Genomic DNA, 13,696 nt, shown 5'->3' on the forward strand with positions numbered 1-13,696 from the left:
ATACTAATCCAAAAAAGTAAAAATTGTTGGAATTTACTGTAGATACTTAGTGTCTAAGTTACACTAACTAATTTTAATATGCAAATTTAAGTTTAGGCAAAAACTTTGAAAAGAGACATAAAAAAACAGCCCTATGTGATTTGAGAGAGATAGGGCTGTTTTTAGGAGGATAAAAAAGTTATTTTTTTGGCATGAGTTTTACAATTTTACCAGGGCCTTCCACCGCAACATATATATAGCCTTCTGGACTTTCAGCAACATGTCTCACTCTACCTATACCTTCTAATAATTTTTCTTCTTTTACATACTTTCCATTTTCATCAAGTACGACTCTATTCAAATATTGAAATTTAAGGGAGCCCATTAAAATGTTGTTTTTCCATTCTGGATAGTGTTCACTGCTTACAAAGGTCATTCCGCAAGGAGCTATAGAGGGATCCCAGTAATGAACGGGCTGCATCATGCCTTCTTTTTCGGTTTCATCTGTAATAATGCTTCCATCATAATCAATTCCATAACTGATTTCTGGCCAGCCATAGTTTTTGGCTTTTTTAACAATATTCAATTCATCCCCACCTTTAGGGCCGTGTTCATGGGCCCACAATTCACCTGTTTGTGGATGAAATTGCATACCTTGAGGGTTTCTGTGTCCGTAACTCCAAATACTATGCTCTGCATCAGGTATTTTCACAAAAGGATTATCTTCGGGCACATCTCCGTTATCATGCAGTCTGTGTACTTTACCAAATGGATTGCCAACGGACTGTGCATTATCCATTTCACCCCTTTCACCTACAGTGAAAAATATATATCCATCTTTGAAATCGATACGGGAACCAAAATGGACACCAGAACGGGTTTTAGGAAATGATTCATAAATAAGTTCTTTTTCAACTAAATTGTCACCTTCTAATTTGGCTCTCATAATAGCAGTGCTACCGCCTTCATCTCCGGGTTTTGCGAAACTGAAATAGATCCAGCCATTATTTTCATAATCAGGGTGTAATTGAATATCCAATAATCCACCTTGGTTGTTATGATAAACCTCTGGAACGCCACTAATCTCTTTGCCAGAATACTGGTCATTCTCAATTACTAAAATTCTTCCACTTAATTCTGTTACTAGCATTCTGCCATCAGGCAACCAGGTCATTCCCCATGGATTATCTAATCCATCCGCAACGGTAACGACTTCAAAGTCGGTAGCAGTTGTCTCTTTTTCAGGATCAGCTTGGCATGAAATGACAATTAATAAACTGAATAGCACTGCTGGCATAAAAATCGAGTTTTTCATAGTTTGTGATTTTTGATCTATTTTATTATACCGTTTTGGGAGATTATTGTTGGATCGTTATGATGGATAGTAAAGACACATATAATAAAGTTATGAAATGGCGAAAATTATTATGCGCTTTCAGGGCTTTGTTGTTTTTTAAATTTTGAAGCGTAGGATTTCACCCCAAGCTTAGGTATGCCTTCGGGACTAGCTTTATCCAATGTAATTTTGAGTATATTGTGGTATCAAATCAATTCAATCAGTAAAACCTATTATTGTGAGATTTTGATTTGTAGGCCTGAAAGCTCATTATATTCTAGCACAGGGTGAAGCCCTGTGCCAAGAAACAACAACAATCCCTAAGCCCCGAAAGGGCGAAACTCCTTGAAAATAGTACAATCGTTCAGGAAGTTAAAAACCAAATTGCTTTAAAGATTGATCATTATTAATCCTCATAAATACTCTCAATCTCTTTCTGATAATTGGCCTCAATAATTTTTCTTTTTAAGCTCAATTTTGCGGTTAGCTCATGATTTTCAACTGTCCAGGATTTTGGCAAAAGCACAGTTTTTTTGATTCTTTCCCACTGTGCAAATTGCTCATTGGCATTATCAATCTCTTTCTGAAATTTATCGATGATGTTTTGCTGCTTCACCATTTCTGCACCAGAAGAATAAGCTATGCCCTTATGATGACACCATTCCCTTAAAGCATCAAAATTTGGAACTATTAGAGCTCCAGGGAATTTTTGTCCGTCACCTACCACCATTGCCATTTCAATCAATGTGGATTCTTTCAGTTTGTTTTCGATATATTGTGGAGCAACATATTTTCCACCTGATGTTTTAAACATCTCTTTCTTGCGGTCTGTGATTTTAAGAAATTTTCCGTTCACCATTTCGCCAATGTCACCAGTGTGAAACCATCCATCTTTGTCAATTACCTCATCTGTTTTTTCAGGTTGATTGTAATAGCCTTTCATGATATTAGGACCCTTTGCTAGAACTTCTCCATCTTCCGCAATTTTAATTTCAACTCCTGGCAGTGCAGGTCCAACAGTACCTATTAGCATATCTTCTTTATTATATCGGTTGAATGCAATACCCGGAGACGTTTCCGTAAGACCGTAAGCTTCCAAAACTGGAATTTGAGCTGACCAGAAGATAGTGGCTAACCGAGGTTGAAGTGCGGCTCCACCCGAGGCAATCAATTTTATATTTCCTCCAACCGCTTCTCTCCATTTGCTGAAAATAAGTTTGTTGGCTAACCTCAACTGGAAGTTATACCAAGCACCTTGATTTTTATTTCGATCAAATTTGTGTCCTAAATTTAAAGCCCAAAAGAATAGTGATTTTTTAACCCCTGTTAGGTCCATTCCTTTAGCCACAATCTTATCATAGATTTTTTCTAGAAGCCGTGGAACTGTTGTAAACATGTCTGGCTGTACCTCTTTCAGATTATCACCAATTTTTTCAAGGTTTTCAGCATAATATACCGCCACACCTCTGTACAAATAGAAATATACACTTGTTCTTTCAAAGATGTGGCAGAGCGGTAAAAAGCTCAATGATTTTCTTAAACCATCCACATCCAGATTTTCATTAACTGCCTTTGCATTACTCAAAACATTATGATGCGTTAACATCACTCCTTTAGGATTTCCTGTCGTTCCTGAAGTGTAGATTAAAGTAACCAAATCTTCTGGGTCAACTTCATCTCGGTAAGGCTGTAAATTTGTTTCATCACTTCCCCCACTTTCTTTAAGCTCAGTCCAATAAGATACTCCATCAAGTTTTTCAAATGAGTAGATATTTTTGATAAAAGAAAGACCCTCAGAAGCCTTTTTAACTTTATCATATAATTCTTGGTCTTCAGCAAATACATATTTTAAACCAGAATCTTCAAATATGAATTTATAATCTTTTGGTGTGATGGTGGGATACATGGGTACACTTACTGCTCCGATTTGCTGTAAAGCCAAATCTATAAAATTCCATTCTGGTCTGTTGGAAGAAACAATGCCAACCTTATCGTTTTTTGCTAATCCTAGTTTAAGAAATCCTCGAGAAATGGAATCAACAATATCAATTACATCATCAGTGCTATAACTTTTCCAGTCGCCATCATACTTATAGGAAAAGGTATCTTTAAGAGGGTTATTATCTTTTTGGTAGCTTAATAAATCAAACAGTCGAGTAGGTTCCATAGTAGTATGCTTAAATTTTTCATTAATATAAATGAAAAAAGAGCTATTGCCATTGTAAACAAAAGGAAATTTTATTTTTGAGACGAAATAAACTTAAACCTTACCTCTGTTAATAAGTTATCAGTAGCTTATTGATATAAATTCATATTTATTCAATATATTTGATAACATCAAAATGTAATAGCCATGTTAAACTTCAATAAAGCTGGTATAATTATTTTATTACTTGCTACGTTTTTAGCATTTGATGTTTCAGCCAAGAAGAAAGAAGATAAAAAGAAAGAGAAAGATAAGGTTGAAGCGGAACCAGATAAGAAATGTGAAAAAACAGATTCCTTAAGTGAATTAAAACAGAGGGCAGTGGTGCAAGATAGCCTAAATCAGCATAAGAGCAATGTTCCTAGTTCCATGTCTTCAATGTCGTACAATATATTATTTCAAGTAATTTACAGATACAGTTTTAAAGAAATTTTTGATTCCCCGGCAGCATCTGATATTGTAACTAATTAAAAAAAGCGTCCGCTAGTTAGCGAACGCCCTTTTTGGTTTTATATTTCCAAAGTCTATTGCTAGAATTTTTCAATATCAGCAAAGAAGAAACCTCCTTCGATTTGTGCATTTTCATCGGAATCAGAACCATGAACAGCATTTGCTTCAATAGATGTAGCAAATATCTTTCTGATCGTTCCCTCTTCAGCGTCTGCAGGATTTGTAGCGCCTATTAATTTTCTAAAATCTTCAACAGCATTATCCTTTTCCAAAATCATAGCCACAATATTGCCACCAGACATATATGCTACTAAATCTTTATAGAAAGGACGTTCTTTATGTACAGCATAAAACTGACCAGCTCTTTCTTCGCTTAATTTCGTCATTTTCATAGAAACAATTCGGAATCCACCTTCCTCAATCATTTTAGTAATTGCGCCTATGTTATTTTCGCCCACAGCATCGGGCTTAATCATCGTAAATGTTCTGTTTCCAGCCATTGTGTTAAATTTATTAATTTGAATATTTTACAATGCAAATTTAAAGGATTAATCTGATATGAAATATTATATTTCCTTAAACTCACAATGAAATTGTTTTTTTCACAATGGCTCAGACTTTTAGGCGTTTGTTTTTCATGATTTTCTTGTCAACTTTGCAGATCAATTTAATCCCCACAGGGTTAATCTGATTCATGCAGGACATATTAAAACTTAAAGAGGTATTAGATACACCTCAAAATATTGTAATAACAACCCATCAAAAGCCAGATGCTGATGCGCTGGGGAGTAGTTTGGGAATTTACAATTATCTAATAAAAACTGGGCATAACGTCACTGTGATTACGCCTACGGATTACCCAAAATTTCTTCATTGGATGAAAGGTAATGAGAATGTAATTGTCTTTAATGAGAAAGGCAATGAGGAGAGGTCGAAGAAATTGGTGGAGGAAGCTGATCTTATCTTTTGCTTGGATTTTTCAAATCTTAAAAGGATAAATGAACTTGGAGAGGCAGTAGCGGCTTCCAAAGCTCATAAGGTTTTGATTGATCATCACCGTGATCCAGAGGATTTTGCGGAGTACGTTTACCATGATGTTGATTCTGCTTCCACAGCTCAATTAATATTTAAGCTAATCAAGCTTTTTGGAGATAAGGAACAAGTGGACAGTGATACAGCAGATTGTTTATATGCTGGAATCATGACGGATACCGGTTCATTTAAACATCCGAATACCACACAGGAGGTTCACGAAATAGTAGCTGAGTTAATCAGTTTAGGAGCAAATAATTCAGAAGTTTCAAGGTTAATATACGACACAAACTCTTTAGATCGTTTGAAATTCTTAGGCTTTGCTTTGAGTGAAAGACTTAAGGTTTTTGAAAAGGAACATGCTGCTTACTTTGCTATTTCAATGAAAGATCTTGAGAGGTTTAATTCCAAAAACGGTGATACGGAAGGTTTAGTGAATTACGCTTTGTCCGTTGATGGTATTACAATGGCTGCCCTTTTCACAGAAACTGAAGATGGCACAAAATTATCTTTGAGGTCAATTGGCGATTTTGAAGTGAATTCGCTAGCAGGTGAATATTTCAAAGGAGGTGGTCATAAGAATGCCGCAGGAGGAAAAGTTGAAAAAAGCTTAGAAGAGACAGTCAATTTATTTGAAAGAATTATTAAAGAATACGCAACACAATTACAGAATAGAGAAAAAATAGAAGTTTATGAAGAATTATAGTAAGTTATCATTAGCATTGTTTTTATCCTTAACTTTAGTTTGGGCATGCAATAATGAGAAGAAATTGGAGACACCCGAAGGTGTTGAATATGTCCTTATAGAATCTAAGGATGGAGAAAGTTTAGAAGAAGGAGGTTTTGCTATCTTTTCCCTTCGATTAGAAGATAGTAAAGATTCTGTTTTGCTCAATAGCGAAGAAGTTGGCGAATTGCCTATTGCAGTTCAAGATTCAGTTCTGTCGACAAGAGGGCCTTTGTTTTCAATTCTAAAAACATTAAAAATTGGGGACAGCATCAAGACCAAATTAACTGCTAGCGAAGTATTTACTCAGGGTTTCAAACAACCTGTTGGGCCCAATATAGAAAAGACAGATAGGCTTACCGTTTATGCTAAAGCTATCCAGAAGTTTGATACTGCAGGCTTTATGGAGTGGCAGAAGCAAATGCAACAGGAAGCAATGAAAAGAATGCAAAAAGAAGCTGAGAAGCAAAAAGGAATTGACGATGAGTTAATAAAAGATTTTCTTTCTGAAAATAGTATAGAAGCTCAAAAAACTGAATCTGGCTTATACTATATGGTTACCAAAGAAACTTCTGGTGAAAAAGCTGAAGCAGGAGACACTGTCAGAGTTAATTATGTAGGTAAATTGATGGATGGAACTGTTTTTGATACTTCTTATGAAGATATAGCTAGAGAAACTGGTGCCTATAATGAACAGAGAGAGTATGCTCCGCTCGAATTTATTGTTGGAAAAGGAAGAGTGATAAGAGGTTGGGATGAAGGCATCATGCTTTTAAACGAAGGAAGTGAAGCTACTTTGTATATTCCATCTGGATTAGGCTACGGGCCACGTGGTTCAGGTGCTGTAATTCCGCCAAACTCTCCATTGATTTTTGATGTTGAGCTAGTGGAGGTGAAATAATATGAAAAGAATTATGATTTTATTAGTAATTGGGGTGGTTTCCACCTTGATTACTTCTTGCGATGAAGATTGCGAAAACCTACGAGGCGAATGTCCTGATGAGCAATTAGCGGAAGATATTAGGCTCATTGAGGAGTACCTTGATCAAAATAATTTATCTGCTGAAAAGCTACCAGCTTACGACCTATATTATATTATAGAAGAGCAAGGTACAGGTGAAAGTCCTGTGAACCAACAAGAAGTAGAGGTTAATTATGTTGGTAGATTTCTCAATGATAAGGTATTCGATTCTTCTGATACGCAGAATGAACCTTTCAGCTTTGTAGTAGGCTTAGGGCAAGTTATTTTAGGCTGGGATTTAGGCATTAAATTAATTAATGAAGGAGGAAAAATCACCTTGTTTTTGCCATCTTATTTAGCTTATGGTCCGAACAGAAGAGGAACAATTCCACCTAATTCTGTATTAATTTTTGAAGTGGAATTGGTTAATATTTTAGATTAAAAAAAATCAGATGCTGAGATATATATTTCAATTTGCATTATACTCTTTAGTTTTCACTTTGATGTCTTGTTCTGATGAACTTGATTGTAATAGTAGTCCAGATTTTGAAGTTGACCAGTCGCAATTAGATATTGAAATTGCCGAAATTGAAAGCTATCTTGAAAATAACGGGATAGATTATGAAACTGATCCTTCTGGAATAAGGTATTCTGTGGTAGAATCAGGAACTGGTGCGGGCCCCAATTTTTGTTCAACAGTATTTGTAGATTATACAGCAACTATAATAGGCGATACACGGGTTTTTGCTTCGGGAATAGATAGTCAATTTCCGCTAAGAAACAGTAGTGTTGTGCCAGGATTTAAACTGGCAGTTACCAATATGAATAGAAATGCTGATTATAGAGTCTATGTACCAGCATCTCTCCTATTTGTCAAAGGTGTTAGTCAAACATTACCGGCAAATTTACCCGTAGAGGAAAATGTTGAGTTTAGAATAAGATTAGTAAGGTATTAATCTCATGAAAATCTGTTTTGCCACCAATAATCCAAACAAGATTAAGGAAGTAGCGCTTCTTTTAGGGGGTGATTTTCAACTGCTTGGTTTAAAAGATATTGAATGCAATGAGGAGTTGCGTGAAGACCAAAGCACTCTGGAAGGCAATGCTCAGCAAAAGGCTGCATACGTATTCGAAAACTACAATATCGAATGTTTTGCAGATGATACTGGTTTAGAAGTGGAGTCTTTAAATAATGAGCCTGGTGTTTTCTCAGCCCGATATGCTGGCCCTCAGCGTTCCGATGAAGATAATATGGCACTACTGTTGGAAAGATTAAATTCATCATCCAGCAGAAATGCTCGATTCAGAACTGTTATTTGTGCCTTCATTAATAATAAGAAGCATTTTTTCGAGGGGATTGTGGAAGGCGAAATAACAAAAGAGCATAGTGGAGATAAGGGCTTTGGTTATGACCCTATTTTTATTCCAAAAGGATATACCCAAACTTTTGCTCAAATGAGTACGGAGGAAAAAAATAAAATATCCCATCGATCAATTGCAGTAAGAAAGCTAGTCGATTTTTTAAAAACAAATTCTTAAAAACAGTATAAAACTGTAGTTTTGCATTCATGAACAATCCATTCATTGTAGGTATTACAGGAGGAAGTGCATCAGGAAAAACGATGTTTCTGAAAAGCTTGCTCGACCATTTTCCGAAAGATGAAATCTGCCTAGTATCTCAAGATAATTATTACAAAGACCGACATCTCCAGCCTAAGGATGAGAATGGAGTGGAAAACTTTGATACTCCACAGTCTATCGAGTTTGATGATTATGCCCGAGACATCAAAATGCTGAAAGAAGGGAAACCCGTAAGTCGAAAGGAATACACCTTTAATAATCCAGATGTTGTACCTAAAATGCTGGAATTCAAACCTTCTAAGATTATAGTAGTAGAAGGCTTATTTGTCTTTTATTTTCCAGAGTTATTCAAATTGCTAGATTTAAAAGTATTTATTGATGCGAAGGATTATGTAAAGCTCAAAAGACGAATAATGCGAGATAATTCAGAACGAGGATATGACCTAGATGATGTTTTATACCGCTACGAGAAACATGTGGCACCTACTTACGAAAAGTATATTGACCCGTTTAAATATGATGCCGATATCATTGTGCCTAATAACAATAAATTTGATAAAGGTCTGGAAGTTTTAGTATCTTACCTCAAAAATGTGAGCTCATGACCAATCGTTTTGCAGTAATCGGATTAGGACAATTTGGGGAATCCATCGCCCGCACCTTGAGTGATAGTGGCGCGGAAGTACTAGCCATTGACATCGACCTTGACAAAGTAGAAGCTATTAAAGATGATGTGGCCTATGCCGTTGCCTTAGATTCCACAGATGTAAAAGCGCTAAAAGCACAAAACATCCAGGATATGGACGCAGTAGTAGTCGCTATTGGGGAGAATTTCGAAGGGCTTTTATTGACTACGGTTTTGTTGTTGGAACTGGAAGTAGAACGAATTATTGCAAGAGCAGCCAATGCACAGCAGCGTATGATTTTGGAGAAAATGGGAATTGAGGAAATTCTTTCTCCAGAAGAAACGGTTGGTAAAACCGTGGCAGAAATGTTATTACACCCCAATATGAAATCCTTCCTTCCCTTGCCTGACGATTATGAAATTGTGGAAATTAATACGCCAAGCAGAGTAGTAGATCAAACCATTAGTGAAATAGGGCTAAGAGAAAAATATAACCTTAATTTGATTACAGTAAAAAGGTTGTATGATGAAAAAGTGGAAGGTCAACTGCAGCAAGTGGAGCATATAATAGGCGTTCCCCGTGCCGATACTTTTCTTAAAGAAACCGATATTATGATCATCTTAGGCAAATCGAAAGATGTAAATAAGTTTATTGAGGTGAATAAGTAGGGATTTCGTAACAATTAAAGCTGTACGTGGTTCTTTAAGAAATCTTATCTTCAAAAAAAATATCATGTCGAACATCACCTTTGTCAAAATCCTTTTGCTTATCGTATCCGGATTGATTTTTATTTTTGATGCTAAGGCAGGCTTTATTTCCTTGGTAGTCATGCAAGGCACAATACTATTATTAGAATACAGAAAAAGAAAATGGAAGGCGTAATTAATAGAGGAAGTTAATTTGGGATAGTATTCTATTTACTTAGTTAAATTAATATTTTTCTGTAAATTGAATTCAACCTTATTATTTACAGAACCGATACATGAGATATATAATTACTGCTTTTCTATTCCTATTCTTTAATTTAACAATATTAGTATCTCAAAAACCCAAGCTCGAAAACAAAGAAATCAGTGGGACTTTGTTGTCCAAGGCTGACTCATCCGCTATTCCCTTTGCCAATATTCATTTAAAAGGCACTATGTTGGGCTCTCATTCCAATGAACAAGGGCAATTTAGCTTTCGTTTTCCACTTAAAGAAAAGTACGATACTGTAGTGATTTCGAGCATTGGCTATGAAGATTTGGAATTGCTGGCCTCCAATTTAAAAAGCCAAAAGTTAAATTACTATTTAAGCCCAGAAAAGGGGATGCTTGACGAAGTTATTGTAAGGCCCAAAAAAGATACACTTCGGGCGATTGTCGGAGAGGCCATAAGGAAAATTCCATTTAATTACGCTCGTAGAGCCTTTCTTCTGAAAGGTTTTTATCGCGAAATGGTAGTAAGGAACAATAGCTATGTTCGTTTACTAGAGGCAGCAGTTTCCGTTCAAGATAATGGTTTTGATGTTCCCTATAGCCGATTAAAAATACGTTTGGATGAATTAAAAAAGAGCGAGGATTATATAGATTATAGTTTTTTTGAAAGAGTATATAAATACTTCATGAGTGGAGACGAAAATAATTTGTATAAATCTTTTGAGTTTGATGGTATCAGAGGATATAACCGAATTGAAGAATATAAATTATTAAATGATATCCACAGTAGATATGATTTTGAGTTAGATTCAGTTATTCAGTCGAGTGAAGGATTGATATATGTTTTAAGTTATTTCTCTCCTTCTTTCCACCTTGGAGGCCTTCAATCATTCGGAAAAATATATATTAATGCTGATGATTTTGGAATGTTAAAGTTGGAATTTAATAGTCAATTTTTCGCAGTTGAAGATTCCAATGAAGCTAGATTTAATAGGGATCAAGAGAAACTGTTTTTGAATAGTATTTATAAACAATCAGTTGTGTCGTATAGAAAAATCGGCAAAAAGTACTATTTAAGCTACATAAAATGGAAGGCACCAGTAAGAGATGCTTGGCAAACAGAAACGGAAGATGGAGAAAATGCTGTACAGTTTTATGATGCCGCTTTTTATGTAACGGATGTAAAAACCAGAAGAAGAGATTTTAGAAGGATTAGGAATAGAGAAACTATAGACTTTGATCAAGATTTATTCAAAGTCGAAAAGCCATATAATGAAGAGTTTTGGAATAATTATAACTCAGTTATACTTGATCCGAAACTTGAAAAAGCTAAAAGAGATATAGAAGAAATGGGTTCTAAATGAAGGATTGATTTTGTACTGTTCCCAAAGAGACCTTGGCAATCCACTTTCGTTCTTTTTAAAAACTTTAGAAACAATCACCATTGCCAAATCTTTTACATTTCAGGAATTTCAATTATTCTTGGGTATGAAATTTATTAAATTCCTTAGCAAAATTGGATATGCTGCTACAACATCCTTTGGTTTTGCAGCATTAATTACCGGATTTATTTCTGTAACTAGTTTAATAATAAGATTTAAATCTATCCAGAGTTTTTCTGAAGCAATGGAAATAAATCATTCAATTTTTAGAATATATGTAGGGCCTTTAAGCATGTTTGTATTTTTTGTCGTGCTAATTACTTACAGTATATTTGCTGTTTTGGGCAAAAGAAAATTAATAGAAAAACAGATGCCATTTTAAGAGCATTAAATTTATTTGCTTACTTCAAATTCAGGATGAAAACGCTCAAAATATTATTGCAAATAATCATTGCGATATCTTGTCTCTATTTTTTCCTGTTCACATAACAGATCAACAGATTTTATATGGGGTGGAATTATCGTTTATATTTCCATTGCTAGTTTTTGCACTAGCAATTGCTGCTTTAAAGTTTGTTGGAAAGAATAAATAAAGCTTTAGGTATAGAAGCCTATTCTGCTTCTCTTATTTTTACTAAATTGCCTGTCAGCCAAATTTTTTAATTGACATGAAATCGACATTAAAAATGTAGCTTCGAATTTTACACCAACCGAAGATAGCTTGCCTGCCTATGGCAGGAATTTTTAATCAAAGATTCCATGTGGCCTTAATAAACAATGATATACACATGAAACAAAAAGTAGCCTTAGTTTTAGGTAGTGGTGGCGCCAGGGGGGTTGCCCATATTGGCGTAATTGAAGCATTAGAGGAAAAGGGTTTTGAGATTTCTTCTATAGCTGGTTCAAGCATGGGTGCTGTCATTGGAGGATTGTATGCTGCAGGAAAAATGCAAGAATACAAAGATTGGGTGACTCATTTCGATAAAATTGATGTCTTTAAATTGTTGGACTTTACGCTGAGTTTGCAAGGTGTAGTTCGTGGCGAGAAAGTGTTCAAAGAGATGAGAAAGCTATTAGGCGAATTTAATATTGAAGATTTTCCTATTCCTTTTACTGCAGTTGCTTCCAATATTAGAACACAAAAAGAAGTGCTTTTTTCAGAAGGGAATTTAATGGATGCGTTACGGGCTTCCTGCGCTATACCAACGGTAATGACTCCTGTGTACCTTGAAAATGAGGAAATAGTTGATGGCGGAGTGCTAAATCCTATCCCTTTAAATAGAGTGAAAAGAACTGCTGGAGACATCTTAATTGCGGTTGATGTAAATGCCGAAATTCCTTTTGAGAAAAAAGTAGCAGTCACAGCAGAAGAAGTACAGCAAGATGAAAAAAACAAGCAGTTTTTGGATGAATTCACAGCTCGTATTCGAAGGTATTTACCGAAGAATACTGGGAAAGAGGCAAGTACCACCCCTAAAAAATTAGGTTATTTTGATTTGCTCAATAGATCTATTGATTTGATGCAGGAAAAAATGACCAGCTTGCAAATGGAAATCATTAAGCCGGATATGTTGATTCAAGTTTCTAGAAATTCATGCGGCACTTTTGAATTCTACAAAAGCAATGAGCTAGTGGAATTAGGAAAAGAGGCATTTAATAAATCTTATAGCCAATATAGAAATGGATTGGAAAGAACTGAATAATGAGCTAGGGAATATTGATTTGTATTGGTTGGATTTTATCCTAAAAGGGTATTTACATGATGATGCTAAAATATTAGATGCTGGTTGTGGAGAAGGTAGAAACCTCATTTATTGTCTTAATAACAATCTAGATGTATTCGGAATTGATCAAAATCCTGAAGCTATTCAATTCTTGAAATTAATTGCCAAAAAGAATAAGCTTCAGAATATAGATGCCAGATTTCAGCTAATGAAGCTAGATAAAATTCTTTTTCCAGATTCATCTTTTGATGTGATTATCTGCAGTGCAGTTCTTCATTTTGCCAAAAGCGAAGAACATTTTCATATGATGCTTATGGAATTAGTCCGTTTGCTTAAACCTAAAGGTAAAATTTTCATTCGAACTATGACAGATCTCTTCATTCCAGATCATGCATTGGAGGTTGAACATCAGATATATCAGTTTCCTTATGAGCAAATTAGGTTTGTGGTGAATAAGGATAGATTTATAGAAGATTTGAATAGGCTTAATATCGAGCTTATTGAGCCAGCAAAAGAAGTAGTAGTTCAAAATCGGCATACAATGGGAACTTTCATGCTTCAAAAAAGTAGTTGAAAAAGAAGATTTAAGCGAAAAAATTGTCTCGTTAGCCCTTGTTTTTGTTTAATAAAATAGTTTGGTATTTATTACATGCATAATTCTCTCCCAAATAGCATAACTCACTGCGTAATAATATTTAAACAGATATTATCACCCAAATTGGGTTAAAATAATACATCTAAGGTCATTTGTTACGTCTTACGTAATTAAAAATAT

Annotated in this window: 16 protein-coding genes; 13 read left to right on the forward strand and 3 right to left on the reverse strand. The window is 35.1% G+C overall.

The window, feature by feature from the left end:
• Nucleotides 1-178: 178 nt before the first annotated feature.
• Nucleotides 179-1,294 (reverse strand): PQQ-dependent sugar dehydrogenase, encoded by a 1,116-nt coding sequence (locus FTRAC_RS12630; protein WP_041649820.1) that lies wholly within the window; start codon nt 1,292-1,294, stop codon nt 179-181.
• A gap of 427 nt (nt 1,295-1,721) precedes the next feature.
• Nucleotides 1,722-3,482, reverse strand: a complete 1,761-nt coding sequence (locus tag FTRAC_RS12635; RefSeq protein WP_013454648.1) for an AMP-dependent synthetase/ligase — start codon at nt 3,480-3,482, stop codon at nt 1,722-1,724.
• A 186-nt stretch (nt 3,483-3,668) separates the two neighbouring features.
• Here FTRAC_RS12635 and FTRAC_RS12640 point away from each other — a divergent pair, with 186 nt between their 5' ends.
• Nucleotides 3,669-3,992: a hypothetical protein gene (locus tag FTRAC_RS12640; RefSeq protein WP_013454649.1), complete on the forward strand. Its 324-nt coding sequence runs from the start codon at nt 3,669-3,671 to the stop codon at nt 3,990-3,992.
• A 59-nt stretch (nt 3,993-4,051) separates the two neighbouring features.
• Here FTRAC_RS12640 and FTRAC_RS12645 read toward each other — a convergent pair whose 3' ends face one another.
• Nucleotides 4,052-4,471 (reverse strand): nucleoside-diphosphate kinase, encoded by a 420-nt coding sequence (locus FTRAC_RS12645; protein ID WP_013454650.1) that lies wholly within the window; start codon nt 4,469-4,471, stop codon nt 4,052-4,054.
• A 194-nt stretch (nt 4,472-4,665) separates the two neighbouring features.
• Between FTRAC_RS12645 and FTRAC_RS12650 the strand changes: the two genes are divergently transcribed.
• The 12 genes from FTRAC_RS12650 (at nt 4,666) to FTRAC_RS12700 (ending at nt 13,495) form a co-directional block, all read left to right on the forward strand.
• Nucleotides 4,666-5,709 (forward strand): DHH family phosphoesterase, encoded by a 1,044-nt coding sequence (locus FTRAC_RS12650; RefSeq protein WP_013454651.1) that lies wholly within the window; start codon nt 4,666-4,668, stop codon nt 5,707-5,709.
• On the forward strand, nt 5,696-6,631 hold the full coding sequence (locus FTRAC_RS12655) for an FKBP-type peptidyl-prolyl cis-trans isomerase (protein ID WP_013454652.1): 936 nt from the start codon (nt 5,696-5,698) through the stop codon (nt 6,629-6,631). Before FTRAC_RS12650 ends, FTRAC_RS12655 begins: the two co-directional genes overlap by 14 nt.
• Nucleotides 6,632-6,644: 13 nt before the next feature.
• Nucleotides 6,645-7,133, forward strand: a complete 489-nt coding sequence (locus FTRAC_RS12660; RefSeq protein ID WP_013454653.1) for an FKBP-type peptidyl-prolyl cis-trans isomerase — start codon at nt 6,645-6,647, stop codon at nt 7,131-7,133.
• Between the two features lie 10 nt (nt 7,134-7,143).
• A complete protein-coding gene (locus tag FTRAC_RS12665; protein ID WP_013454654.1) occupies nt 7,144-7,647 on the forward strand; it encodes an FKBP-type peptidyl-prolyl cis-trans isomerase in 504 nt (167 codons plus the stop codon).
• A gap of 4 nt (nt 7,648-7,651) precedes the next feature.
• Nucleotides 7,652-8,230, forward strand: coding sequence for a non-canonical purine NTP diphosphatase (locus FTRAC_RS12670; protein ID WP_013454655.1), 579 nt, complete (start codon nt 7,652-7,654; stop codon nt 8,228-8,230).
• A 29-nt stretch (nt 8,231-8,259) separates the two neighbouring features.
• Nucleotides 8,260-8,877 (forward strand): uridine kinase, encoded by a 618-nt coding sequence (udk, locus tag FTRAC_RS12675; RefSeq protein WP_013454656.1) that lies wholly within the window; start codon nt 8,260-8,262, stop codon nt 8,875-8,877.
• Nucleotides 8,874-9,566: a potassium channel family protein gene (locus tag FTRAC_RS12680; protein WP_013454657.1), complete on the forward strand. Its 693-nt coding sequence runs from the start codon at nt 8,874-8,876 to the stop codon at nt 9,564-9,566. Before udk ends, FTRAC_RS12680 begins: the two co-directional genes overlap by 4 nt.
• A 64-nt stretch (nt 9,567-9,630) precedes the next feature.
• On the forward strand, nt 9,631-9,780 hold the full coding sequence (locus tag FTRAC_RS19830) for a hypothetical protein (RefSeq protein WP_013454658.1): 150 nt from the start codon (nt 9,631-9,633) through the stop codon (nt 9,778-9,780).
• A 100-nt stretch (nt 9,781-9,880) separates the two neighbouring features.
• Nucleotides 9,881-11,179: a carboxypeptidase-like regulatory domain-containing protein gene (locus FTRAC_RS12685; RefSeq protein WP_013454659.1), complete on the forward strand. Its 1,299-nt coding sequence runs from the start codon at nt 9,881-9,883 to the stop codon at nt 11,177-11,179.
• A gap of 124 nt (nt 11,180-11,303) precedes the next feature.
• Nucleotides 11,304-11,579: a hypothetical protein gene (locus FTRAC_RS12690; protein ID WP_148230082.1), complete on the forward strand. Its 276-nt coding sequence runs from the start codon at nt 11,304-11,306 to the stop codon at nt 11,577-11,579.
• 406 nt (nt 11,580-11,985) lie between these two features.
• Nucleotides 11,986-12,900, forward strand: coding sequence for a patatin-like phospholipase family protein (locus FTRAC_RS12695; RefSeq protein WP_013454661.1), 915 nt, complete (start codon nt 11,986-11,988; stop codon nt 12,898-12,900).
• The gene (locus FTRAC_RS12700) at nt 12,878-13,495 is read left to right on the forward strand and encodes a class I SAM-dependent methyltransferase (protein WP_013454662.1); all 618 of its coding nucleotides are present in this window, start codon (nt 12,878-12,880) and stop codon (nt 13,493-13,495) included. Before FTRAC_RS12695 ends, FTRAC_RS12700 begins: the two co-directional genes overlap by 23 nt.
• Nucleotides 13,496-13,696 lie beyond the last annotated feature (201 nt).

Origin of the sequence: Marivirga tractuosa DSM 4126, from assembly GCF_000183425.1 — a bacterium.
Lineage (GTDB): Bacteria > Bacteroidota > Bacteroidia > Cytophagales > Cyclobacteriaceae > Marivirga > Marivirga tractuosa.